Genomic DNA, 23,353 nt, shown 5'->3' with positions numbered 1-23,353 from the left:
GGTGGCTGACAGGGAGTTCGACACGGGGTGTACGGCGCTGGTTGTGGGGCCCACGGGGACTGTGACGCGCCGGTGACATCCGTTGCAGGGGCGGGACGACGGGAGGAACGGAGAGCTCAGCTCAGTGAGAGGGTGATCAGCCGGGCGCCGTCGCGTTCTCCCGCGTCGGTGGCCAGAGCGACGTAGCGCGCGGTGAGCTCCGTCGTGAGCTGACGGGTGCGGCCGTGTCCGGTGAGCCGGCCCGCCGGGGTGTAGGTCAGTCCGTCGCTGCTGAACTCCGCCCGCAGCGCCGGCACTCGGCCTCCGGTCCACGCTGTGCGGATGGACCGGACGCGGAACTCGGCGCCCAGGTCGACGACCATGCGGCCGTCGGGTCCGGGCGTCCACGCCGTGTCAGGATCGCCGTCGACGGCGGCCGAGGGGGACGACATGCCGGGCGGCAGCGGGTTGGTGGGGAAGACCGTGCGTCCCAGGGCCAGGTCGTCGAGCGGGTAGGCGGTGGCACGGCGCAGGGTGACGGTCGTGGACCTGCCCGCGCGAACCATCGCCACCTCGCTCTGGCCCTGCCCCGTCACCCGTACGCGGCAGGACGGACCGGTCAGCCGGACCGTGGCGGCGTCGACGACCTCGACCTCCAGTCCCTCGGGCAACCGGCCGCCGGACAGCGCGCGCAAGGTGAGCCGGGGCGGCAGCAATGTGGCTGTGGCCGGGGCGAGTTGGGCCTCGTACGTGCTGCCGTGGGCGGTCAGTGTCTGGCGGCCCTCGAACACGTCCACCGATGAGCCGGACCGGGGGATGTCGACACGGGTGGTGACCGGGCGATCGGACAGATTGAACAGACTGAGGTGGCCTTCACCGAGAGCCACGCGCACGGTCTCGTCCTCGGCCAACGGGAGTGTCTGGCGTGCAAGTTGGCGCAGGCCGTCTTCGGAGACACCGGGGAATCCTTCAACCAGCAGCGGGGCCGCCGGGCCGTCGGCCAGGACGATGGTGTCGCCGTACACGGCGAGTGGCTGTTTCGACCCTCGCACGATCAGGCCCGCGCGTCCGTCCACGTCGAGCCAGCCGCCCTGGCTGCGGACGTCGGGTACGGGCCATGAGGCGAGGTCGGTCCACTCCCGGCCGTCCGTCGAGCCCTGCACCGTGTAGGCCCGTCCGGCGGCGGCCTCCCAGCGCAGAGTCACCCGGTCCACGGCGCGCACGTCGGTGAGGTCGACGGCGAGCCAGCTGTCCGCGCGGGGGCGGTCGGCACGGGAGACCGCCCACCGGCTGGTGGCGTTGCCGTCCACCGCGAGGGCCGGCTCCTTGCCGGGGTCGTAGGAGGACGCGGTGGCCGTGCCGCCCTGCGCGAGGTCGCCGCCGTCCGCTCCGTCACGCGCTTCGAAGGCGTAGATCGAGTAGCCGTACGCCGGATCGGGCCGCACACCGAGCATGCGCAGATGCCGCACCTCGGTCCGCGCGAAGGTCACCTCGTCCACGCGGGGTGTGGTGGCCGCGGGGCGGGCGTCCTGGGCGAGGACGGAGGCGCTGCCTTCCTCGAAGCGGTAGGTGCGCGAGCCCGTGAGGCCAGCCAGGCCCGGCATGGTGAGGTTGTAGACCTCCAGATGCCCCTCGCCGGCGCCGACACCCGTGCTCGCGTAGACGACCGCACCGGAGGGCAGTGTGGTCAGGCCCGCGTAGCCGGTGTTCAGGTGCAGGACGGTGGCGCTGCCGTCGAAGCCGTCGCGGAGTCTGGTGTAGGTGCGCACCTGGCGGCCGGCCACTTGCGCGGACGTGGTGGGCAGGAACATGGGGGTGGCGCCGCTGAGCTTGAACAGCCAGTCGTCGTGCGCCGGTTGCCAGGTGAACTTCACGAAGCCCGGCTTGCTGACCGCGCCCGCCCAGGCGGCGACCGACTGGTGCGACACCAGGCCGGGTCCGGTACCGAAGTCAGCCACGCCTGCCGCCTGTTGGAAGAGCTCGTCCTGCGAGAGGGGGTGGACGGTGTGGCCCTGGTGGGCCGCCCACAGATGCAGCAGGTAGCTGATGGCCAGTTCGGCGCGCGCCTCGGGTTCGTACTTCGGCTCGCCGGAGAACTTGGCCAGCCGGTACTCGGGCGGATACTTCTGGTACGCCTCCAGCCGCCCCGCCAGCGACGCCTCCGCCCGGGCCGCGGTCCGGTCCTGGCCCACCTGGGCGAGGAAGGCGAGCGGGATGACGTCACGGCCGTAGAGGTGCTCGCGGTCGTTCACCATGGGCATCAGCGGTTCGCCCGCGTCGCTCATGACGCCGAGGAGAGTGCGCCACAGCGGATCGGCGTTCGGCTGGTGGGTGAGCACCTGCGGCAACGGCCTGCCGGCGGTGATGAAGTGGGCGGCGTTGCGGCCCGAGGTGCGCCACAACTCCTCCTGGTAGTGCGGCCCGAAGGAGCCGTGGTTCTCGACGATGAAGGTGTCGTAAAGGTTGCGGGCAGTGTTGTCCGACACCGAAATGCCGTCGACGCGGGCCGGGTTGGCCCCGTCGGCCTGCGGAAGGCCGGTCTCGTTGCGTGACCAGGTTCCGAACGCCTTCTCCCAGTCGGCGTGCCGCGGGTCGTCCGCGGCCCAGGCGAGGCCGGGAGCCAGTGACTGCGCGTAGACACCCATCTCCTCGAGCTTGGTGTCTCCCACGTAGCCGCCGAGCAGGCCGTGAGGGGTCCAGCTGCCGGAGTTCGGGTCGTCGCCCGTGCCCAAGCCGGTGGTGTAGGCGGCCTGTTCACGAGTGATGGTGTCGATGCCGGCGCGGGTGGCCTCGTCGAGGTCGTCCCACAGCAGGCGGGCCGCCAGCACGAAGTACAGCTGGAAGGTCGTGTCGAAGAACAGGGTTCGGCCCCACTGGGTGCCCCCGGTAAGGCGGTTGGACGCGGCGAAGTGCTGGATCGTGGCTATGGTGCGGGCTTTGAGCGTCGCCGCGTCGATCCCGGCGCGGTCGCTGTCGTAGGTGCCGTGCGTCAGCAGGACGGCGTTGCCGAGCACCACGGCGAAGCCGAAGTCCTTGTCCGTGTAGTAGCCGCGGGCCGCGTCCCACTGCGTTTCGGACCAGTGGGTGTGGTTCAGCAGGACGCGGTAGTACGTCTCGGCCACCGCATCCGTCGCTCCCGGTGAACGTCCCTCGGCGAGGTCGGTGTTGGCACTGGCGGTGTTGGCGCCGAGCGTGGCCGGAAGGGCGGCCAGGGCGGCGGAGGAGGTCAGGAGCTGGACGAAACGGCGGCGGTTGATCTGCAGGGATCCGTAGGGCACGCTCGACGCCTTTCCGACCGGTTGCGACAACGTTGTCAGGACGATGGCGGCAATTCTTCGTTCGCGGTTGCCGGCTCGTCAAGGGGTACGACATCGCTGATCGCGGAGGGCGCGCCGTGGGCGGGGTCTGCCGGCGTCGCGCCGCCGATCGCGATGTCGCCCTCCCCCGGCTCGACCCGCAAGCGCTCGATCTCCCCCTGGCTCATGGAAGCCGGCCGGGCATTCCCCGCGACGGAGCCCCGGCAGAACCGACTGCGATCACTCCCCGCTCATTGCACCTGGATGGGCTTGTTCATCCCGAGCTGCTTGTGACCGGGGATGGGGCAGTACAGGTCGTACTTGCCCTTCTTCAGGGTCACCGTCAGCATCGCCTGCTGACCGCCCTGGATGTTCTTGGTCTTGGCGTCCTCCACGCCGGGACCGTCGATCGACAGGGCGTGCGTGATCTTGCCGGCGTTGTCGGTGACGAAGGTGTACGTGCCCGGCGTGAAGGACGACTGGGACAGCTTCAGCGCGTACTCGGTCTCGGTGACCGTCACCCGGGTCCCCGAGCCGGCCTTCGCCGCGCCGGAGCTCGGCGAGCTTTTCGCCTGACCGCCGCCTCCGCTCGAGCAGGCGGCCAGGACGAGCGCGGCGGAGAACGCCACCCCAGTCATACGAAGTGCTGTGCGGCTCGTGCGTGCCGAGATTGCCATGCGGCTCATCCCCTTCGGGGCCCGCCCGCGAGACGTCGGGCTTGTCCGCGTCTGCCGGGAGAGGCCCTCAATGAGAGATACGAACGGTCTTGCCTTGTTGTTCAGTGATCGCCGTACGGCCTTACATCAGGGTGGGGTGCCATGTCGAAGGAGCTTTGACCTGCCGACCTGCCGACCTGGCCGTGGCTGGGCCGACCAGCGGCCACCGGCCCCCGCGTCGTGCGGAAGGAGGCCGTCCGCCAGGATGGCGGCGTGTTCGACTTCGACGGCGAGCGGGTCGAGATCAACCATCACAAGCTCGGCGATCTCTCCCTCACGTGGAACACCATCGACCTCGCCCGTCCTGTTCCGTGGCCCGGCTTCGACCTGCAGTGGCGTGCCGAACCGCATCCCGAACTCCAGGCTGTGCGGGGGCTGCCCCTCGAAAGGGCCGAACTGCTCGCATGGACGGGCGTGGATCTCGCTCAGGGAAACGTCGACGTCAGCTTCGCCTTCGAGACGGGTCGCGTGACCGTCTGCAAGGCGCTCGACGAGAACGGGATGAGCTTCAACGCTCCCGGTCCGAACCAGCGGTCCCACCCGCTCCGTTGAGGCACGCCACTTGGTTACGCGCTCAACTTCGGCCAGGAGTGGACTGTTTGAGCCATCGAAAGATCAATAACCTGCTGTCGACGGCACGCATCTACCTCGAGGAGTTCCGTGTCCACTGCCCCGCAGGTGCCCGACATCCTGTCGCCCGAGTTCGCGGCGGATCCGTATCCCGTGTACGCGGCGATGCGCGACAGGGAACCGCTCATCTGGCACGAGGCCACCAAGAGTTACATCATCTCCCGCTACGAGGACGTCGAACGCGTTTTCAAGGACAAGAAGTCCGAGTTCACGACGGCCAATTACGACTGGCAGCTGGAGCCCGTCCACGGCAGGACGATCCTCCAGCTCAGTGGCCGGGAGCACGCGGTGCGCCGGGCCCTCGTGGCCCCCGCGTTCCGCGGCAGTGAGCTCCAGGAGAAGTTCCTGCCGGTCATCGAGCGCAACTCCCGCGAACTCATCGACGCCTTCCGGCACACCGGGTCGGCCGACATCGTCAGCGACTACGCGACCCGGTTCCCGGTCAACGTCATCGCGGACATGCTGGGCCTGGACAAGGCCGACCACGCCCGCTTCCACCGCTGGTACACCGCGGTCATCGCCTTCCTGGGCAATCTCTCGGGCGATCCCGAGGTGACCGCCGCCGGTGAGCGCACACGGGTCGAGTTCGCCGAGTACATGATCCCGGTCATCCGCGAACGCCGCGACAACCTCGGAGACGACCTGCTCTCCGCGCTCTGCGCCGCCGAGGTCGACGGTGTGCGGATGAGCGACGAGGACATCAAGGCGTTCTGCAGCCTGCTGCTGGCCGCCGGCGGCGAGACCACCGACAAGGCGATCGCCGGCATCGTGGCCAACTTGCTGCTGAATCCGGAGCAGTTGGCGGCCGTTCGCGAGGACCGGAGTCTGATCCCCGCGGCCTTCGCGGAGACACTGCGCCACACCCCGCCGGTCCACATGATCATGCGGCAGGCGGCCACACCCGTGGAGGTGTCCGGCGGCACCATCCCCGAGGGCGCCACCGTGACCTGCCTCATCGGTGCCGCCAACCGGGACGAGCGCCGCTACCGCCACCCTGAACGGTTCGACATCTTCCGCGACGACCTCACCACGACGTCGGCCTTCTCGGCGGCCGCCGATCATCTGGCCTTCGCGCTGGGCCGGCACTTCTGCGTCGGCGCGCTGCTGGCCAAGGCGGAGGTCGAGACCGGAATCAACCAGCTGCTCGACGCCATGCCCGACCTGCGCCTCGCCGACGGTTTCGACCCGGTGGAACAGGGCGTGTTCACCCGCGGGCCGCAGGCGCTGCCCGTGCGCTTCACGCCGGCAGGCGCCTAGACCCGATTCCCAGGGGGCCCGCCCCGTCATGGCCCGCTCACGGTGCGCGGCATGGCCTCCATAGGGCTGCGCCGCGCGCTGCGAGGGCCCCGACATGGTTCTACGCTCGGTCTGTGACGCAGCCCGAACAGCGCGCCGACGGCGCAGGACCGTTCACCACCCGGCTGGCCTGGCACCTTCCCGATGGTGGCAGCGCGGTCTGGGAGTCACGCCTGGCCCGACGGCGCGGTGTGCTCCTCGTCCACCCTCCGGGAGCCGCCGGGAGCCGGCACACCAGCGCCGACGACCTCGCGACGGCCCGACTGCGCAGGCTCAACGCCATCGCCTCCACCGCCTTCATCATCGGCGGTGCCCTCTTCGTGGCCGGTGCGGCCGTCGCCCAGTTCGGCTCCGGCGACGCCACCACCTGCGCCTCGATCTACTTCGCCGGCGGAATCCTCTTCACCACCGGCGGCTACGCCTCCCTGCTCCAGGTCGTCAACGCGCCCCGGCACATCCCCGGCGGTGAAGCCCGGCTGGTCACCCACCGCTGGCGCTGGTGGAGCTACGAGCCGACGCGGCTGGACTGGCTCAGCACGTTCGTGCTGTTCACCGGCACCCTGGTCTTCGGTGTCAACCTGGTCGACTCCTTTCTTCAGGGTCTGACCGTCCAGCAGGTCAACCGGCTGATCTGGACTCCGGACCTCGTGGGCTGCGTGCTCTTCCTGATCTCCGGCCATCTCGCGCTCGTCGAGGTCTGCCACGGCCGGCCCTGCTTCCACCGGCGCAGCCTCGGCTGGTGGATCGTCGCCGTGAACCAGTTGGGCTCCGTCCTCTTCATGGTCTCGGCACTCGCCGCCTACACCCGCCACTCCACCGGCAGCCTCATCAACACCGACATCGCCAACTGGGGCACCCTCACCGGCGCGCTCTGCTTCTGCGTCGGCGGTTTCCTGCAGCTCTACGAACGCCCGTGAGCCGCGACGACGCGAGTGCGGGTTCGCTGCGGTCACGGCCGCCGGTCGCCGTCGGCCTGCCGGGCCGGCCCGATCTCGTGGGCGTGCACATGCGTCTCCAGGAAGGAGATCTCCGCCGCCACGGCCTGCTCGTGCGACTCCAGGAAGGGGGCGTAGTGGCGGCCCGTCAGGTGCACCACCTCGGATCGGGGTGCGTTGCGGGCGGCCCTGACGGCGGGACCGGGGAGCACGCTCTGGTCCTGGTCGCAGACGACGACCAGCAGGGGGCACCGGATCCGGGAGGCGTGGCGGCCGGGCCGGTAGCCGCCGAGTTTCAGCACGATCCGTGCGGCGACCGTCTGCTCCCAGTTCGTGTGGCGACCGTCGGGATCGAGGGCACGGTCGCCGTCCATGGCGTCGGGTGTGGTGAGCGAGGCGACGGCACCGCGTGGTCCGGCGGTCGGGACCAGCAGCGGCTGACGCCCGGCGAGGCCCCCGAGTGCGTCGGCGACTCCGCGACCGAAGAGTCGTAGAACGGCGAGAGGGGTCATGGAGCGGAGCGCGTGGGGGGCGACGGCGCGGCCGTCGACCAGCGGGGTCTGCGCGATGGCGCAGGCCAGTCGCGGGTGGTCGGCCGCGACGCGGAAGACGTGGCCGCCCGCCAGCGAGAAGCCCCAGACCGAGATCTTTTCCGGGTCGACGTCCGGCAGGCCGGCCGCGTACTCGATCGCGGCGTGCCAGTCGGCGATCTGCTCGTCGAAGCGGACGATCTGGCGCGGCGCGCCCCCGCTCTCCCCGAACCGCCGGTGGTCGAAGGCCAGAACAGCGAAACCGGCGTCGTTGAACCGCGCGGCGAACTGGTCCGAGGCCGGTTCCTTGGTCACCGAGGTGCCGCCGGCCATGATCACACAGCCGCCGTTGGACCCCGGATGGTGCCAGGCGGCACAGGTGGTGTCACCGCTGGTGAAACTGACTTTCTCCCGTTGCTCGATCGCGGGCACATGGACCTCCGTGGTGTACCCGTCCGGGACGGACGGGTCGAAGTGGATGCCCTCCATGCTTGGGGCGCGGTGCCGGAGCAGGGCTCCGAACGGCGGCGGAATGAGCGAAACTCGTCATCATGGCGCACGCAACGGCGGAATCCGTTCTGAACCTCGTGGATCAGCGGCTGGTGGCCGCGCTGCAGTGCGACGGCCGTGTCACCGCGGAGCGGGCGGCGCAGGTGCTGGGCCTCAACCCGGCCACGGTACGTCGCCGCCTGCACGCGCTCAGCGCCGACGGCACCGTGCGTGTGGTGATCTCACCGGTGGCGCGGCCGCGCGGTGGGGGTTCGGCCGGGGCGCTGTTCCTGCGCATCCGGGTCCTGCGGGGAAAGCTCGACACGATCGTGGCCGCGCTCGCGGCGCGCGAGGACATCCCGTTCATCGACGTCACCACCTCGGGTGACGAGATCTTCGCGGTGGCACGCACCGAGCCGGGATCGCGCGACCCTCTCGTCTTCCGCCAGCTGCCCTCCACCCAGGCGGTGACGTCCGTGGAGAGTGCCACGATCCTGCACGTCTTCCGGCTCACCTCCGAGTGGCGTCACCAGGTGCTGACCGCACCCGAGCGCGCGGCCCTGAGCCCCGCCGAGCCGGCCGCCGCGGCGACGGCTTCCAGTTCGCCGACGGTTTCCAGTTCGCCGATGGTTTCCAGTTCTACGGGTCTCTACGGCGTCGACACCGACGCCGTGGAGCAGTCGCTCATCGACGCCCTCACCCCCGACGCACGCCTGACCGCCGCGGCGCTGGCCGCCCGCACCGGGCACCCGGAGAGCACGGTGCGCCGCCGCCTCGCCCAACTGACCTCCCAGGGACGCCTGATCACCCAGGTCCTGGTGGATCCACGCCGCCTCGGGCTGTCCATCGAGGCCAAGCTCCTGTTGCACGTGCCCCCGGACCATCTGGCGGCCGCCGGGCAGGCGCTGGCCGAACACCCCTCTGTGCACGGCGCGTTCGCGACGTCGGGACCCTCCAACCTGCATGCCGCCGCATACTTCGAGGACCTGACGGATCTGTACGGCTTCCTCTCCCGCGATCTGGTCGGCCTGGGAATCACCCATGTCGAGACGGCGGTCGTCAGCCGCGCCGTCAAGCGCACTCCCCCACCGGTGGCCGAGGCGACCGCCGCGAGGAAGCCGGCGCGTTCGGCGCGCGGCACCTCATGTCAGGACCGCCGCCTCGTACGAGGCGGCGGTCCGTGTGCCGTCGTTGCCGCTCAGGACATGTCCCGTGGGCGGGCCGGCGCTAGCCGCAGGTCAGCGTCGGCGCCGCCCAGTCACCGTGGTCGTTGCCGTTGCCGTCACCCGCGTCGCCGACCTTCAGGTCGACGAGTTGGGCACCGCTGACGTCGACGTCGATTGGCACCGCGGCCTGTTTGCCGCGGATCGTCGGTGTGGTCACCAACGTCTTGCCGTCGGCGATCACGGAGAACGTCACCGTCCCGGCGCCGCCTGTCTCGTCGTCGACCCCGACGTCCGCCGTCAACCGGGAGCATTTCCCGGCGAGATAGAGCTGTACGTCGCTGATCGAGTTGGTGCCCAGGCCCTTGGCGTAGCCGGTGCCGGCGATGCTGATCTTGCGGCCGTCCCCGGCCGCCTGTTCGCCGACGCTGGTGTCGCGCTCGACCGGTCCCCAGCCGTTGGTGGACGACAGGAACGGCAGGTCGCTGACGGCGTTCTTCCCGGCCGGTGGGGCCGACGGAATGCCGCGCACGATGCGCTCGTCACCGGCGGCGGCCTGCCGGCCGTCCTGCCGGTAGTGCACCGTGCTGGTGAGTGCCGAGGCGGAAGGCACCTTCCCGGCAGGAGGTTCGACGTCCCAGGTGAAGGTGGCCGACGCGCCGGGTCGCACCCGCTTGACCGACGTGGGGCTCGGGTCGCTCACGCTCCAGCCGTCGGGCGCGGACAGCGAGGCCGTCAGCTGCGAGGCGGCCCCCTTGTCCTTCGGCACCTGTACCGTCGCCCGTGCCGTGAAGGGCTCTCCGGACTGAGCTCCGTCCGGGACGTTCAGGGTGACATCGACTCCCGGACGCTTCGGCATCGCGTACGCCCGGGGGTCGTAGCGGGGACTGTCGTTCTGTGCGACGCGCAGGGAGGAGGCGTAGCTGCCGTAGTTGGTCAGCGCGACCTTGCCGAGTCCGCCGCTGCTGCCGTCCAGATTCCAGACGGCGATGGCGATGCTGTTGCGGCCGTTCGGATTCAGGATGCCGTTGGGAACCGGGAAAGTGTGCTGCGGGCCCAGGTAGTTGACGTAGTTGCCGACCTGCCAGCCGTTCACGAAGATCGTGGCACGGTACTTGCGGGACGGGTCGTCGGTGAACGTCAGCCCGAGCGAGGTGTCCTGGCCGCGTGGCAGGTCCAGGGCGGCCTCGGTGCGGTACCAGGACACGCCGGGGCGGGTGTCGGTGGACGGCAGGCTCAGCCGCTTCCAGTCGCCGTCCGGGTACCCCGGCAGGGACCAGCCGGCCCGTTCGCCGTACAGGCCGCCCGTCGAGAGCGGGCCACGCACCGTGTCCTTGAGGTCCTCGCCGCCGCGTACGCCCTGGAGACGCCAGGTGACGGACGTCAGCGGTGCGCCGACGAGGGAGGCACCGGTCAGACCGCGCGCGGTCTTGTTGCCGTTGGTCGAGTTGTAGTCCTCCTCGTGGCCCATGTTCACGGTGAGCACGGAGAGGACGTTGTCGCCCTTGGAGTTCACCGAGCCGGCCGGGAAGGTGAAGTCGGCGCTCCCTGTGGTGGAGCTGCCCAGGAAGGTGCCGTTGAGCCAGGCGGAGAACGCCTGCGCATCTCCGCCGGAGTCCGAGACCAGGTGGATGCCGGTCTCCTTGCCGGTGGCGTGGAAGCGTCCGCGGTACCACGTGTTGCCGGTGTGGAAGCCGTAGTCGTCCGCGTAGAGCACCGGCTGCGAGTCGCTTCCGGAGACGCTGTTGGTGGCCGTCCTGTCGGCCACCTGCCAGCCGGTGTCATCGAACTTGGCGGCCGATTCCGGGGATTCGTCTGCGTGCTTCCAGTTGGTCAGCGCGGGCAGGTGTATCGAGGCGGCCACCGGGATCGTGCCGGTGAGGCTTCCCGTGTCGGAGGCCCGACTGGCCGCCAGTGACCTGCCGTTCCAGCTGACACGGGCGGCGGAGGTGAACACCTCGATGTTCTTGTCGTCGGCGTTGTCGCCGGTGAGGGCCAGTGTACGGCCGCCGTCCAGGCTGGTCGCGGTCCGCAGCAGGTGGGTGCCGCGGACGAGCACCGGGCCGTTCGCCGTGTCCTGACGCCAGAAGGTCTTCGCCGTGGCCTTGTCGCCGACGAGGAGCAGCAGCGGGCGCTGTCCGCCACCGCTGATGGTGATGCGGGTCAGGCCCTTGTGCGTGTAGTCGAGCCGCAGGTCGCCCGTGTCCGCGTCCCATGTGGTCCTGGCCGCACCGTCGTTGACGGTCACGGTGGGCTTCGACGAGTAGCGCAGGACGGTTTCGCCGTCGCTGCCCGGGTCGCCGTACAGCACGGCGACGTCGCGGTCACCGACGGTCGCGCTGGTCATGATCTCGGAGGTCGAGTACTGCAACTGGGCGTCTCCGAGGCGGTAGTTCGCCACGATCACGTGCGAGTCGCGTCCGTCGAGCGTGATCGCGGTGCCCGGCTCCTGCGGCACGACCGGGTAGGTCGGCGTCGCGGTGGCCGCCGTCGGCACGTCGATGGCGTCGATGGCCACGTAGTTGTCCGAAGAGCCCGAACTGTGGGTCCCGGCGACCACGATCTTCAGCGTGTGCGATCCGGGCGTCAGACCGGTCTTCTGGAAGATCACCGCCTGGCTCTCGCCGCCGGAGTCGTCGACCGTCGCCACCTTGTCGCCGTCGAGGTAGACGTCGGCGTTGCCGTGGTTGTCGGTCTTCGAGCCGATCCAGCGGATCGCGGTGCCGTCGAAGGGGACGGTGACCGAGTCACCGGCCTTGTTGGAGAACGACTCGGTGTGCTTGTAGTCGCCGCCGGTGTAGCTCTGGTCGGCGACGTGCGACCACGAACCGGTGTACTGCAGCGCGGAGTCGGGATCGTCCCAGGTGTAGGTGGTGTCCGCGGCCGGCTGGGCGTTGAAGTCCAGCGAGATGTGGGTCTTGTCGGTGGCCGTGGAGGTGGAGTTCCCGTGCCGCAGGACGTGGAACTGCGTCTTGGTGTCGGGGTTCATCCGGGCGGTGTCGACGACCGCGGAGTTGTCCGGTGGCGTGGTCCTGATCGCCGCGGTCCTGGTGAGCGGGGCGACCGACTGTGTGAAGTACCCGATCAGCTTGTCCTCGTCGTACTTGGGATCGAGCTGGCGGGTCTCGCGGATCGCGGCGCCGTAGTCGTACGAGGTGTAGTTCTCCGGCATGCCCAGCCAGCCCCAGTTGGTGCCGCCGTAGGTCATGTAGAAACTCTGCGCGGTGGCGCCGACGGCTATGTTCTGCTTGTAGAAGACGTTGGCGAACTGGTCGTTGATGAGCTGGGCGCACTTGTCGTAGCCCGGTCCGCCCCAGGGGTCGAAGGCGCCGCCCTGGAACTCCGGCGAGTACAGCGGCTTGCCGGCCGGGTGGTCGTAGCTGATGTCGGGGACGCCGTTCCACTTCGCGGGGTTGGAGCAGTTGAAGCCCTGCGGGTAGGAGTCCGGGCCGTCCACGTCCAGGGCGCCGGTGCCGGAGTTGAAGGTGCCGTTGTTGTTGCCGGTCAGCGGCACGGTGATGCCGTCGGCACGGGCCTTGTCCTCCAGGTGCTTCATGTAGGAACGGCCTGCGTCCGAGCCGTTGTAGTACTCGTTCTCGACCTGATAGGCGATCACCGACCCCGTGCCGTTGGTCAGTTGGTGGCGCGCGAGGATCCGGTCGATCTGAGTCAGCCACTCGTCCGCGTACTTCAGGAACCGCGGGTCGTCGCTGCGGTTGTTCCCGGCCTTGGTGGTCAGCCAGCCCGGCAGGCCGCCGCTGTCGACCTCGGCGTTGATGTACGGCGCCGGGCGCGCGATGACGTAGAGCCCGGCGTCCTCGGCCATGTCGAGGAGCTTGTCGACGTCCCGCACCCCGCTGAAGTCGTACACGCCCGGCTTCGGCGAGTGGTATCCCCAATCGAAGTACAGCGAGGTGGAGTTGAAGCCGGCGGCCTTCATCTTCTGGAAGATGTCGCGCCACAGGTCCGGGCTCGGGAGCCGGAAGTAGTGGAACTCCCCGGACCACAGGTAGGTGCGTTTGCCGTCCACGAGGAACGAGTAGCCGTCGAGAGTCACCGTGTGCTTCCGCGGACTCGCGGCGGGTGCGGCCTCGGACACCTTCCCGCCGACGTCGCGCTCCGCCGCGTGCGCCGCGGCGGGCGCGGTCATGCCCGCTGCCAGGGCGATGGTCGCGGCCGTCGCGAGGACCGCCCTCCACCACCGGCGGCGACCGGGTCTCGCAGTCTCTGGATCCATCCGATTACCCCGCACTGCGGCCTCCCTACCGCCTGAGCAATCAGAGTCAAACAGACTCAGGCAAAGTCGAACAGTAAAGGTGGGTAGGGCGCAACACAATGGGGCGGGAGAAGACAACGGAGGCAGCAGGGGCGCATCACACCTGGCCGACCGTGGCGCTGTCGTGGGCTGCCGGGGACGACACCATGGGCGCCGTCGCTGCTGACACTGGGGGTGGAGGATGTTCTCCTTCGGTCTGGACGGCCAGGCGTTCGGACGGGTCCGCTTCTGCATCTCGCCGTTGTGGACCGTGGCGCGCGTGCTCGCCCACGCACGCCGGAGCGACGCGCGCGGCTACCGGGCCGCCTGCCGCGACACGTTGAGAGGCGGCAACCTGCCGCTGCTGGCATCGCTCTACCTCGGCGAACCCGGGTACATCCCCGACTTCTTCTCGCCACATCCCGAGGCGTACGAGGCCGAACTGACCGCGGAACTGCACCAAGTGGCGTCCACGCCGGCGGACCGGATTCGCGCCGAGTTCGCCGTCATGACCCGCGGCCGCCAGGGGGCCGTCATTCCCGCGCGCCGGCTGCCCACCTCGGTCGCACGAGTACTGGACCGAGGCGAGGACACGCTGCGGGAAGGGGTCGCGGCCGAACTGGAACAGTTCTGGCGGCTCTGCCTGAGCGCCCGTTGGGCCCGTATGCGGGCCGCCATGGACGCCGACATCGCCCGGAGGGCGCAGCAGTCCGCGCAGCAGGGCGTCGCATCCACGCTCGGCGACCTGCACCCCACCATCTCCCTGACCGACGACCGCCTCACCGTCATGAGTCCGTTCCGCGCCCGGGTACAGGCCCCGGACGGCGTCGTGCTGATGCCCTCCCCCGTCGGCACGCGAGTGGACGTCGTCCTTGACCCGACGCCGCTGCCGGGGCAGTACCGGCCCATCCTGCTGTACCCGGCCTCGACGGCGGACAGGGGTCCCCGAACGAGCCACCGCGGCTCCGGCGAAATCCTCGGCGCCAGCCGCGCCTTGCTCCTCGCCGACCTGGCACAGCCCCGCTCCACCACGGAGCTGGCGCGCCGCCACGACTTCACGCCGAGCACCGTCTCGTACCACCTCGGGGTGCTGGCCCGTGCCGGCCTGGTCACCCGCTTCCGCCGCCAACGGCACGTCCTCTACCAACGCACGCACCGGGCCGAGCCGTTGCTGGCCGCGGCGGTCGCGGCCACCGCCGGCCGGGCGGACGCCTGAGGCGTGGCCGGATTCGAGGCGATTCGAATCAATTGCCGCTCCGCGCCGCCAGGCCGTCGTATGGAGCCGCGCCGAAGGTGCAGGCGCGCAGCCGTTCCACGACGAGAGGCGGTATCGCATGATCGAGCGGAAGAAGACGGGCAGGATCGCTGCCGCGGCGGCCTGTTTCCTGCTGGCAGCGGTGGCGGCGGCTCCGACGGCCTCCGCCGCCCCGGCGCCACGTGCCGGTGTCCACTCCAGTCTGCGGGCATCGAGCCTGCGGGCAGCGAGTTCCACGCTGCTGATGACGTGGTACTCCGACGCCGGCTGGCGCGGCACGAGCGCCGGCATCTACGGCTCCTACGGCACATGCGACACCGCGGGATACGGCTTCACCCCCAGCGACTGGTGGAAGACGCACATGTCCTCCATCCGGGGTGCGGGCCAGTGCAACAAGGTCCGCCTGACCAACATCGCGGGCACGGCCTCGGCCACGTACTCCCTGCCGGTCTCCTTCGGATCGACCGTCTTCAACGACAACGTGGGCTACGTGAAGGTCTGGCACGGGTGACAGGACCGGGGGCGGGGTCGCAGCCGGATCGGGGAGGGCTGCGGCCCCGCCCCCCTGTCATGGGGCGGCCGCCACCGTTGGTCGCCTACTCGTCTGCTCCCCTTGTCACTCGAGGGATAGGAACCGGGCGGCTTCTCGGTCACAGTGGTCCTACTCGGTCGAGGGGGCGCCGTGACGGGGGAAGGAAGACCGATGACGAATCCCGGTCTGTTCGAGCTGGAAGCCGTCGTGGTGGGGCAGCCGAAGCGTTCACGATGGCGCCGCCACGTGGGCCCCGCCCTGACCATGTCCACCGTGCAGGGCACTCCGCTCGCTTGGGTCGTGTACACCGACGATACGTACGCCCTCGTCACCGACCCGTGCGGCCAATCCATCGTCGGTATCGAGCAGTTCGGGCCGGCGGAGTTCCGCTTCACGGACGCCGCGGACCGGGAGGTCGGCACGGCCGATGCCCCGGGCTTCGTCAAGACCCGTCGGCTGCGCCTCCGTTCGGAGCAGGGACGCCAACTCGTACTCACCCGGCCCGGCCTCCTCAACACCGAATGGCACCTCACAAAGTCCGAGCCGACGGACGGCGGCCCGGCGCCGGACGTTCTCGGCCGGGTCACGGTGAGCACCATCGACACGTGGTTCGGCCTGCAGCAGTACGTCGTGGAAATGGGCCCCCGCCTGACCGCCTCCGAACGGCGTACCGTCGTCGCCTCGGTCGTCTGTCTGCACCTGCTCCGCAGAGCTCCGGGCAGCAGTTCCTCACCGGCGTAGGAGAGTCGCCGGCGGTCTCGCACGTGGTCAGAGACTGCTCAGGAGTGCGAGGCGCTCGGCGCTGGTGGAGTCCTGGTCGGCGTAGTAGACGACGATCAGCTGACGGGCCTGCGGGCGCACCAACTTCTCGTAGTGCAGGTTGAGTTCGCCGACGAGCGGATGGTTGAGCCGGGTGCGGCCGGTGTCGCGGCGGCGGACCTCGCGGCGGGTCCACAGCGTGCTGAACCGTTCGCTGGCGACGGTGAGTTCGCCGATGGTCTCCAGCAACTCCGGGTCGGCGTCGTCGATGTCGATCATCGCGCGCAGGCCGGAGACGGTCTTGGCGGTCATGTCGTCCCACTGCGGGTAGAGGCTGCGCATCTCCGGTTCGAGGAAGGCGGCCCTCAGCGGGTTGTGGCCCACGGCGAAGAAGGGGCACACGAGCGCGGCCAGCCGGTTCGCGGCGACAACGCGTCCGCCGGGCACCTGGGCGTAGGCGGGGGTGTGCGGCCAGCTGTCCAGGAGTGGCTGGAGATCGCCCTGGTTCGTACGAGGGCGGCTGCGTGGTCGGCGCGCGGGTGGGGCAGGGTGGGCGAGTCGGTGCAGGTAGGCGACGGCGTCCTCGTCGAGCTGGACCGCGCCGGCCAGGGCGGTCAGGATCTGGTCGGAGGGGTTGAGGTTGCGGCCCTGTTCCAGCCGCAGGTAGTACTCCGGGCTGATCCCGGCGAGCTGGGCGACCTCCTCGCGCCGCAGTCCGGGGACGCGGCGTCGCTCGCCGGGAGGCAGCCCGACCTGCTGCGGGCTGATCTGCCCGCGCCGGGTCCGCAGGAACTCGCCCAGGGTGTCGGCCGTTTCGTGCGCCATGGGTGCGACGCTAGCCGTTGAGGAGCCCGAGGCGGACCAGGCTCTCCGCGGTGGCCACGACGGCGTCCTCGTTGGACCGCGGGGACCAGTCCAGCTCCTTGCGGGCCTTCGCGTGGGAGGCGCGGCGCACCACGCCCAGCTGCGGGACCGTCTCACGCAGCGCCGGGTTGAATGTGGCCATCAGACGCAGCAGCCAGGCCGGGGCCGAACCGGCGGGGGTCTTGGCGGCGTCCTCGCCCAGCCGCGCGCAGGGCCAGGGCGATCTGGTGGAACGAGATCGGCTCGCCCGCGAGCGCCAGGTACCGCTGTCCGGCCGCCTGGGGCGCCGTCATGGCGCGCAGATGCAGGTCCGCCGCGTCCCGGACGTCGACCGTGTTCGTCCAGATGGGCGGCGCGGCCCGCATCCCGCCGGTCATCATGGCGTGGATGATCCGGATGGACGCGGAGTAGTCCGGCCCGAGGACCGGCCCGAAGATTCCCACCGGGTTGACGACGGTCAGCTCCGGCCCGCCGCGCTCGCTCTCGACGAAGTCCCAGGCGGCCCGTTCGGCCATGGCCTTGGACTTGACGTACGCGGAGACCCCCGGCCCGTCCGTCCTCGTCCAGTCGTCCTCACCGAAGGTCCGTCCGGTGCCCTCGTGCCCGTACCCCACCGCCGCGAAGGAAGAGGTCAGCACGGTGCGCTTCACGCCCGCGTCCCGGGCGGCGCGCAGGACTCGCAGGGTGCCCTCACGTGCCGGAACGATCACCTCGTCCTCGTGCTCCGGCCGCGTCCCCGGAAACGGCGACGCCATGTGCAGGACGTAGTCGGCTCCCGCCATGGCTCGATCCCAGCCCCGATCTGACGTCAGGTCGGCCTCCACGTACGAGACGCCGTCCGCGTGCGGAGCTCCCGCCACGGCGAGCATCCGCTCGACGTCGGGCCGTCGCGCGAGCGAGCGCACTGTGGTGGTGACGGTGTGTCCGGCGGTCAGGAGCTGGGCGACGGCGCGGGAACCCAGAAACCCGGTTCCGCCCGTGACGAGTACGTGTGCCATGCCTTCATGGTCGGCAGCCGGATCGCCGCGTTCCAGATCCCGCCTGTACCAGTACTCCCAGGGACAGGCTCAGCGGGACGCCGTCGGGTACCGGCCAAAAGGCCCTGCGAGCGTTGACAGGCCACCCGGCGGATTCATAGCTTTTCAAATCATCGGCGTTACCGATGATTGAGAAGCTTGATCATAGAAGCTCGGGGGAAAGATGAAGGAACGAACGACTCAGGTGCCGCTGCAGGCTCCTGACGCCGAGGCGGACCGCACCGCGGGGACGGGTGGCGGACGGGGGTGGACGCTGGCCGTCGTCTGCGTGGCCACGTTCATGCTGCTGCTCGACCTGACCGTGGTGAACGTCGCGCTCCCGGACATCCGGCAGGCCTTCGACGCGAGCTTCACCTCCCTCCAATGGGTGCTGGACGCCTACGCGTTGGGGCTCGCCGCTGTGCTCCTGACCGCCGGGTCGCTGGCCGACCGGCTGGGCCGCAAGCGCGTGTTCAACGTCGGCTTCGTCGTCTTCCTGCTGGCCTCGCTCGCCTGCGGTCTCGCCGGCGACGCGCTGACCCTCTCCGTCTCCCGCGGCGTCCAAGGCCTGGGCGGCGCCGTCCTGTTCGCCGTCGGCCCGGCACTGATCGGCCAGGAGTACCAGGGCAGGGACCGCGGCAAGGCCTTCGGCATCTTCGGTGGCGTCGTCGGGCTGTCCATCGCCTTCGGACCGCTGATCGGCGGCGCGCTCACCGACGGGCTCGGCTGGCGCTGGATCTTCCTGGTCAACGTCCCGGTCGGCCTGGTCGCCCTGGTCATCAGCCTGCTGCGGATGCGCGAATGGCGTCAGGAGTCGGCGACGGCGCTCGACTGGTGGGGGCTCGTCCTCTTCTCCGGCGCGCTGAGCCTGCTCGTGCTGGGGCTCCTGCGCGGCGAGACCGAAGGGTGGGGCAGCGCGCCGATCGTGGCCATGTTCGCCGGCGCGGGTGTCCTGCTCGTCGTGTTCACCGCGGTCGAGCGGCAGTGGGGTGAACACGCCATGCTGCAGCTGTCGTTGTTCAGGAACGTCACCTTCAACGGCGTCTCGGCCGTCACGCTGCTGTGCGCCGCCGCGACCATGTCCGCGATCTTCCTCCTGGTCTCGTACGTGCAGAACGTACTCGCGTTCTCGCCCTGGCAGACGGGCCTGCGCTTCCTTCCGCTGACGCTGACCCTGTTCGTGGCCGCGGCCGCCGCCGGCTCGCTGACGACCCGCGTGCCGCAGCGTCTGCTCATGGGTGTCTCGCTCAGCCTCATCGCGGTCGGACTCGCGCTCGTCGCGCTCACCGGCCCCGACACCCCCTGGACCGCGCTGCTGCCGAGCATGTTCGGGATCGGCGTGGGCATGGGCCTGTTCAACCCCTCCCGCGCCTCGCTGTCCATCGCCGTCGTCGAGCCGTCCAAGGCGGGCATGGCCTCGGGCATCAGCGAGACCTTCCAGCAGGTGGGCGTCGCCATCGGCATCGCCGGCTTCGGCGCCGTGTTCCACAGCCGCGTCACGGACCTCTTCGCGGGGTCCGACGCGGGGCGTCAACTGGGCCCGGCCGCCCACGGGTTCGGAGAGGCGGTCGCGGCGGGCGGCGGAAACGAAGCGCTGCGCCACGCACCCAGGCAACTCGTCCCCGCCCTCGACCATGCGGCACGCACCGCCTTCGTGGACGGCCTGACCGACGTCATGCTGGTCTGCGCCGCCGTCGCGGCCGTGGGCGCGTTCATCGGATTCGCCTTCGTGCGCACCCGGGACCTGCACGAGAGTGCGCGCATGGAGACGGCGGAGTCGATGGAGCAGGGCGCCGCCCCCACCGCAAGCACACCCACACCCGCGCCCGCACCCACCGCACCCGTCGCAGGTCTCGGTCAGGAGCCGGTCACCGAGACGCACTGACACGGGTCGCAGCCGCCGGGCAGCCGCGTCGGGGGGCGTGGCTGCCCGGTCTTGGAGGCCGGCGGACCCGGCCAGTACCCTTCGAAGGACCGACGATCGGCGCCGGAGACGCTCAGCACGACCAACGGTCGCCTGCCTGCCGCGCACGGTCACCTCAGCGACAAGGGGAGCGGCCCGAATGACACAGGCGACGCCCAGCCCGGCAGAACCCGCCGGACTCGATCTGCCCCTCGTCCGCAGAACCGGATACCTGCTGCACAAGGCCGGCGTACTGCTGATGGAGGACGCGGAGCGGGTCCTGGCCGCACAAGGCATGCGCATGCGCTACTTCTACGTCCTCGCGGCCCTGGAGAGCGGACTCAGCCTGTCCCAGCAGGACTTGAGCCGGCTGCTCAACCTGGACCCGACGACGATGGTCGCGCTGGTCGACGAGATGGAGGGCGCGGGCCACGTCGAGCGTCGCCGCAACCCGTCGGACCGCAGACGGTACATCCTCAGCCTGACCGACGACGGGCGCGAAGCACTCGCACGCGCCGGACACGCGGTCGACCAGGTGGAGCAGGACTTCCTGTCCGCCGTACCCGAGGCCGACCGCGAGCGGCTGCAGACCTTGCTCGGTGAACTGCTCGCCGATCGCTGGCCGCGCGTGATCGCCTGCGAGTGACGTGATCCGCCTTCCTTGATTCCCCGTGCGCACGGATTTCAACTTTCCACTTTACTGGAATTCAGAAATCCGCCCACGGGGAACTTCTTTTGCGGAAGTAATCGATCCGCTCCCTGATACACCTTTTCGCGGAATTGTGGAGAGCATCACAAGCGCCCTTGAGCCCTTACTTTGCCCCAACTCGACCGTGTTAGTGTCTTTCATGTCCGGAGCCGACCGCTCAAGGACGGCTCCGGTACCCGGGCGTCACGCCCACAACACGGGGAAGGTACACGGGGGAATGAGCAGCACCGATTTAGTCTACGGATCTTTTGACAGCTGCCTCGGTCCGGGCACCACGCGCTTCTTCGGAAGCGGCTACAAGCGAGTCGTCCAGGACCTGAAAGACATCACCACCGACGGCTCGGACCGACCGGGAGCGCTCGTCACCGCACGGGGCACCCTGACGTATCCGCAGGACTGGTCCCGCAAGTCCGGGGCGCGCGAACTGCGGCCCCATCTCAGCAGCATCGACGCACTCGTCCTGGCGGTGACCCTGGCCGAGGTGCACCTCGGCCGGGCCTTCGGTCTCACCGCCGCACAGCAGCGCCGCACGTGGCTGCGGCAGGCCGACGTCCGCGCGGCTAGCTCTCCGCACGAGGACCTCGCGGACTTCCCGGTCGAAGGCAGGCTCCTGACCAGCGACGGACCGGAGTCCGCCGACGCGGCGCCCGCCACCTCGACGCCCACCAACCCGGCGTCCGCCGACTCGGCGTCCACCAGCACGACGTTCAGCTGTCGAGTCGGTGGACTGCGGGTACGCTGCACGCTCGTCCACGAACGCGGCGGCCGCGCCGAAGGCCCGGCGACGTTCGCCGACGCCTCGCAGGCGTTGGGGCCGGCCGGTGCCCGGCACTACGGCGAGGGCTACAAGAACCGCGACCAGTACGCGGATCACGTCCACGTCGACCTCGAACGGCAACGCATCCAGGGCCGTCAACGCATCGTCACCGAGCACCCGGGCATCGAGGCGCACGGGGCGGAAGCGGCCTACGGACCGTCCGTCTCACCCGTCGACGCGCTCGTGGGCGTGGCCCAGCTGGCCCAGGCCCTGCTCTACGCGCAGGACGGACTGACCCGGGGCCGCACCGACACGCTCTGGATGCGGCGCTTCGCCCTCGAGGCGCGGACGCCGGTACGGCCTCTGGGCCGCGACTTCGCCACCACCGTCCGCACCGCCGGCAGCCGGCTCCTGACCATGGGCGGGGAGACCTGGCGCACCGCGGACCTGGCCGTCGACGACTTCTCGGGCATCAGCGGCCACTGTTCACTCGCACACCGATTGCCCACCGCCGCCTGACCGGAGGCAATGCGCCCGCCGGGCAGCCCTTTTCGGCGCCGCGGCCGACCGCGACATTCGGTCATCACTTCGCCATGCACACGGCATTCTGGGAACGGCCGGAACAGAAAACAAGACGGGCCGGCCGATCTCCGACGCCTCGGCATCACAGGAATTGCAGCAACAGCACGGGGGATGAAATCACGCATGCGTTTTTCACCGACATTACGCTTCGGGGACGTGCTCGTCGTACTCGAAGGACCGGCCCGGATGCTCTGGAAGGAGCCTGCACCGCAACCCGGTACGAGGCACTGGACGCCGACCGGAATCTGGCCGGACGACAATCAATTGGCGATGGTGCGCGAGCACATCGAAAGGGAGCGACCGCTGCTCGTCCTGCTCGACGAGGCCCACAGCCGCGTACCGATGCTGCGGCAGGAACTGCGGGCCGCGCCCTGCCACATGCTCGACTCCCTCACGGCCACCGGCACCGACGAGCAGGTGGACGACGAGGTCGTCGAGGTGCAACTGCCCTTCCTGGACTGGCTGCCCGACGCGCACCGCACGCGGGCCGCCCGCTTCCTCAAGGACAGCGACGCGACCCTGTCCCGCACGCCGGTGGCGCTTCTGCCTCCCCTCATGACGGAGAAGACGTACGACGGACTGCCGCCGAGTCCTCGATTCGCACGGCGCCTGCTGCCGAACGCGCTGACCGCGGGGCGGCTGGCGGCGGCCGTCGAGCACCTCTTCGTCGACGGTCCGCGGCCGTGCGCGGCCGCGAGGAGCGAGTGCGGGGCGGGCCGATGAGGGACATTGACAACGAGCTCCACCAGGGCGTGCCCGTGAGCGACGACCTCTTCAACCACGTACCCAGCCAGGGCGAGATCGGCTCGCTCATCGCCGTGACGGTGGCCGCGAACCTCGCGCTCGCCCTCCGGCCGGGCGCCCGTCGCCCCCTCGCGCATCACGGGGACGGCACCACCGAGCGGAGGAGTCACTGATGGGACGTTCGGTCCTGATCACCGGGGGCAATCGCGGTATCGGCCTCGCGGTCGCCCGCGCCCTCGCCGACGACGGCGATCGTGTCGCCGTCACGCATCGCGCCGCCGAGCCCCCTGCCGGGCTGTTCGCCGTACGCGCCGAAATGACGGACACGAAGAGCATCGACACCGCCTTCGAGAAGGTCGAGGCCGAGCAGGGCCCGGTCGAGGTGCTCGTCGTGAACGCGGGAATCACCCGCGACACCCTGTTCCTGCGCATGGACGAACAGGACTTCACCGACGTCGTCGACGTGAACCTCCACGGCGCCTTCCGCACCGTGCGGCGCGCCGTGCGCGGCATGGTGCGGGCCCGCTGGGGCCGGATCGTCCTGATGTCGTCGATGACGTACGCGTACGGCGCGCCGGGACAGGTCAACTACGGCGCGGCCAAGGCCGGAATGCTCGGCATGGCCCGCTCCCTCGCCTGGGAACTGGGGCCCCGCAACATCACGGTGAACGTCGTCGCGCCGGGCCTGATCGACACGGACATGAGCCGCGAGATCACCGACCGCCGACGCGAACACCTGCTGTCCATCACGCCGTTGGGCCACTCCGGGCAGGTGGAGGACGTCGCCGCAGCGGTGCGGTACCTGACGGGCGCGTCGGGCCGCTACGTCACCGGAGCCGTTCTGCCCATCAGCGGCGGCCTGGGCCTGGGCGGATGACACAGCGCGCCCCGGCACCCCCGACATCACCGGTTCCACCGACCTTCACGACGAGAGAAGAAAGCC

At 70.1% G+C, this 23,353-nt stretch carries 20 protein-coding genes and 1 pseudogene; 13 read left to right on the top strand and 8 right to left on the bottom strand.

Translation table 11 applies throughout. The annotated features are described in order from the left end of the window. Positions 1-116: 116 nt before the first annotated feature. The 3 genes and pseudogenes from ACFU97_RS18590 to ACFU97_RS18580 all read right to left on the bottom strand — a co-directional run bounded on the left by ACFU97_RS18590 (position 117) and on the right by ACFU97_RS18580 (position 3,913). Positions 117-3,257, bottom strand: a complete 3,141-nt coding sequence (locus tag ACFU97_RS18590) for a discoidin domain-containing protein (RefSeq protein WP_384257441.1) — start codon at positions 3,255-3,257, stop codon at positions 117-119. A 119-nt stretch (positions 3,258-3,376) separates the two neighbouring features. Further along, a pseudogene (locus ACFU97_RS18585) lies at positions 3,377-3,493 on the bottom strand (dihydrofolate reductase); the annotation flags it as partial. Between the two features lie 33 nt (positions 3,494-3,526). Continuing rightward, positions 3,527-3,913, bottom strand: coding sequence for a plastocyanin/azurin family copper-binding protein (locus tag ACFU97_RS18580; protein ID WP_384257438.1), 387 nt, complete (start codon positions 3,911-3,913; stop codon positions 3,527-3,529). A 291-nt stretch (positions 3,914-4,204) separates the two neighbouring features. On the opposite strand from ACFU97_RS18580, the gene ACFU97_RS18575 reads away from it, so the two are divergent. From ACFU97_RS18575 to ACFU97_RS18565, 3 genes are all read left to right on the top strand, one after another. Beyond that, positions 4,205-4,543 (top strand): hypothetical protein, encoded by a 339-nt coding sequence (locus ACFU97_RS18575; RefSeq protein ID WP_384257435.1) that lies wholly within the window; start codon positions 4,205-4,207, stop codon positions 4,541-4,543. Positions 4,544-4,651: 108 nt separating this feature from the next. After that, positions 4,652-5,878: a cytochrome P450 gene (locus tag ACFU97_RS18570; RefSeq protein ID WP_384257432.1), complete on the top strand. Its 1,227-nt coding sequence runs from the start codon at positions 4,652-4,654 to the stop codon at positions 5,876-5,878. A gap of 113 nt (positions 5,879-5,991) precedes the next feature. Then, positions 5,992-6,834, top strand: a complete 843-nt coding sequence (locus ACFU97_RS18565; protein ID WP_384257429.1) for a hypothetical protein — start codon at positions 5,992-5,994, stop codon at positions 6,832-6,834. 32 nt (positions 6,835-6,866) lie between these two features. Here ACFU97_RS18565 and ACFU97_RS18560 read toward each other — a convergent pair whose 3' ends face one another. Continuing rightward, entirely contained in the window at positions 6,867-7,871 is a 1,005-nt protein-coding gene (locus ACFU97_RS18560) for an alpha/beta hydrolase (RefSeq protein ID WP_384257426.1), read from the bottom strand. A gap of 62 nt (positions 7,872-7,933) precedes the next feature. On the opposite strand from ACFU97_RS18560, the gene ACFU97_RS18555 reads away from it, so the two are divergent. Continuing rightward, entirely contained in the window at positions 7,934-9,199 is a 1,266-nt protein-coding gene (locus ACFU97_RS18555; protein ID WP_384257423.1) for an Lrp/AsnC family transcriptional regulator, read from the top strand. On the opposite strand, the gene ACFU97_RS18550 is transcribed toward ACFU97_RS18555, so the two are convergent. Further along, entirely contained in the window at positions 9,099-13,271 is a 4,173-nt protein-coding gene (locus tag ACFU97_RS18550) for a beta-galactosidase (RefSeq protein WP_384257419.1), read from the bottom strand. The genes ACFU97_RS18555 and ACFU97_RS18550 overlap by 101 nt on opposite strands. A 220-nt stretch (positions 13,272-13,491) precedes the next feature. Here ACFU97_RS18550 and ACFU97_RS18545 point away from each other — a divergent pair, with 220 nt between their 5' ends. The 3 genes from ACFU97_RS18545 (at position 13,492) to ACFU97_RS18535 (ending at position 15,817) form a co-directional block, all read left to right on the top strand. Continuing rightward, positions 13,492-14,505 carry a winged helix-turn-helix domain-containing protein gene (locus ACFU97_RS18545; RefSeq protein ID WP_384257416.1) on the top strand — a complete coding sequence of 338 codons (1,014 nt, stop codon included), beginning with the start codon at positions 13,492-13,494 and terminating at the stop codon, positions 14,503-14,505. A 118-nt stretch (positions 14,506-14,623) separates the two neighbouring features. Beyond that, positions 14,624-15,055, top strand: a complete 432-nt coding sequence (locus tag ACFU97_RS18540) for a hypothetical protein (protein WP_384257413.1) — start codon at positions 14,624-14,626, stop codon at positions 15,053-15,055. Between the two features lie 192 nt (positions 15,056-15,247). After that, complete coding sequence (locus tag ACFU97_RS18535; protein ID WP_384257411.1) at positions 15,248-15,817, top strand: hypothetical protein; 570 nt, start codon at positions 15,248-15,250, stop codon at positions 15,815-15,817. Positions 15,818-15,844: 27 nt separating this feature from the next. Here the strand turns inward: ACFU97_RS18535 and ACFU97_RS18530 are convergent, their stop codons facing one another. The 3 genes from ACFU97_RS18530 to ACFU97_RS18520 are packed head-to-tail and all read right to left on the bottom strand — an operon-like array spanning position 15,845 to position 17,697. Next, the gene (locus tag ACFU97_RS18530) at positions 15,845-16,660 is read right to left on the bottom strand and encodes a helix-turn-helix transcriptional regulator (RefSeq protein ID WP_384257408.1); all 816 of its coding nucleotides are present in this window, start codon (positions 16,658-16,660) and stop codon (positions 15,845-15,847) included. A gap of 10 nt (positions 16,661-16,670) precedes the next feature. Further along, a complete protein-coding gene (locus ACFU97_RS18525; RefSeq protein WP_384257406.1) occupies positions 16,671-16,841 on the bottom strand; it encodes a hypothetical protein in 171 nt (56 codons plus the stop codon). Next, a complete protein-coding gene (locus tag ACFU97_RS18520) occupies positions 16,813-17,697 on the bottom strand; it encodes an SDR family oxidoreductase (protein ID WP_384257403.1) in 885 nt (294 codons plus the stop codon). Before ACFU97_RS18520 ends, ACFU97_RS18525 begins: the two co-directional genes overlap by 29 nt. 202 nt (positions 17,698-17,899) lie before the next feature. Here ACFU97_RS18520 and ACFU97_RS18515 point away from each other — a divergent pair, with 202 nt between their 5' ends. The 6 genes from ACFU97_RS18515 (at position 17,900) to fabG (ending at position 23,287) form a co-directional block, all read left to right on the top strand. After that, positions 17,900-19,600, top strand: coding sequence for an MFS transporter (locus ACFU97_RS18515; RefSeq protein WP_384257401.1), 1,701 nt, complete (start codon positions 17,900-17,902; stop codon positions 19,598-19,600). 178 nt (positions 19,601-19,778) lie between these two features. After that, complete coding sequence (locus tag ACFU97_RS18510) at positions 19,779-20,264, top strand: MarR family winged helix-turn-helix transcriptional regulator (protein WP_384257398.1); 486 nt, start codon at positions 19,779-19,781, stop codon at positions 20,262-20,264. Between the two features lie 280 nt (positions 20,265-20,544). Beyond that, the gene (locus tag ACFU97_RS18505) at positions 20,545-21,603 is read left to right on the top strand and encodes an AvrD family protein (RefSeq protein ID WP_384257396.1); all 1,059 of its coding nucleotides are present in this window, start codon (positions 20,545-20,547) and stop codon (positions 21,601-21,603) included. A 219-nt stretch (positions 21,604-21,822) separates the two neighbouring features. Continuing rightward, entirely contained in the window at positions 21,823-22,389 is a 567-nt protein-coding gene (locus ACFU97_RS18500; RefSeq protein ID WP_384257393.1) for a hypothetical protein, read from the top strand. Further along, positions 22,386-22,583, top strand: coding sequence for a hypothetical protein (locus ACFU97_RS18495; protein WP_384257391.1), 198 nt, complete (start codon positions 22,386-22,388; stop codon positions 22,581-22,583). The genes ACFU97_RS18500 and ACFU97_RS18495 overlap by 4 nt, the downstream gene beginning before the upstream one ends. Then, positions 22,583-23,287: a 3-oxoacyl-ACP reductase FabG gene (gene fabG, locus ACFU97_RS18490; RefSeq protein WP_384257389.1), complete on the top strand. Its 705-nt coding sequence runs from the start codon at positions 22,583-22,585 to the stop codon at positions 23,285-23,287. Before ACFU97_RS18495 ends, fabG begins: the two co-directional genes overlap by 1 nt. The last annotated feature ends 66 nt before the right edge of the window (positions 23,288-23,353 follow it).

The organism is Streptomyces sp. NPDC057616 (genome assembly GCF_042800575.1).
In the GTDB taxonomy this organism is placed as follows: domain Bacteria; phylum Actinomycetota; class Actinomycetes; order Streptomycetales; family Streptomycetaceae; genus Streptomyces.
The sequence above is the reverse complement of the archived record's forward strand: the minus strand, read 5'-3'. Positions and strand labels throughout refer to the sequence as shown.

Bases quoted from the DNA above. Each gene is read 5' to 3' on its own strand.
- ACFU97_RS18580 (WP_384257438.1), bottom strand. From the start codon at position 3,913: ATGACTGGGGTGGCGTTCTCCGCCGCGCTCGTCCTGGCCGCCTGCTCG.
- ACFU97_RS18560 (WP_384257426.1), bottom strand. From the start codon at position 7,871: ATGGAGGGCATCCACTTCGACCCGTCCGTCCCGGACGGGTACACCACG.
- ACFU97_RS18555 (WP_384257423.1), top strand. From the start codon at position 7,934: ATGGCGCACGCAACGGCGGAATCCGTTCTGAACCTCGTGGATCAGCGG.
- ACFU97_RS18550 (WP_384257419.1), bottom strand. From the start codon at position 13,271: ATGGATCCAGAGACTGCGAGACCCGGTCGCCGCCGGTGGTGGAGGGCG.
- ACFU97_RS18545 (WP_384257416.1), top strand. From the start codon at position 13,492: ATGTTCTCCTTCGGTCTGGACGGCCAGGCGTTCGGACGGGTCCGCTTC.
- ACFU97_RS18540 (WP_384257413.1), top strand. From the start codon at position 14,624: ATGATCGAGCGGAAGAAGACGGGCAGGATCGCTGCCGCGGCGGCCTGT.
- ACFU97_RS18535 (WP_384257411.1), top strand. From the start codon at position 15,248: ATGACGAATCCCGGTCTGTTCGAGCTGGAAGCCGTCGTGGTGGGGCAG.
- ACFU97_RS18530 (WP_384257408.1), bottom strand. From the start codon at position 16,660: ATGGCGCACGAAACGGCCGACACCCTGGGCGAGTTCCTGCGGACCCGG.
- ACFU97_RS18525 (WP_384257406.1), bottom strand. From the start codon at position 16,841: ATGGCCACATTCAACCCGGCGCTGCGTGAGACGGTCCCGCAGCTGGGC.
- ACFU97_RS18520 (WP_384257403.1), bottom strand. From the start codon at position 17,697: ATGGCACACGTACTCGTCACGGGCGGAACCGGGTTTCTGGGTTCCCGC.
- ACFU97_RS18515 (WP_384257401.1), top strand. From the start codon at position 17,900: ATGAAGGAACGAACGACTCAGGTGCCGCTGCAGGCTCCTGACGCCGAG.
- ACFU97_RS18510 (WP_384257398.1), top strand. From the start codon at position 19,779: ATGACACAGGCGACGCCCAGCCCGGCAGAACCCGCCGGACTCGATCTG.
- ACFU97_RS18505 (WP_384257396.1), top strand. From the start codon at position 20,545: ATGAGCAGCACCGATTTAGTCTACGGATCTTTTGACAGCTGCCTCGGT.
- ACFU97_RS18495 (WP_384257391.1), top strand. From the start codon at position 22,386: ATGAGGGACATTGACAACGAGCTCCACCAGGGCGTGCCCGTGAGCGAC.
- fabG (WP_384257389.1), top strand. From the start codon at position 22,583: ATGGGACGTTCGGTCCTGATCACCGGGGGCAATCGCGGTATCGGCCTC.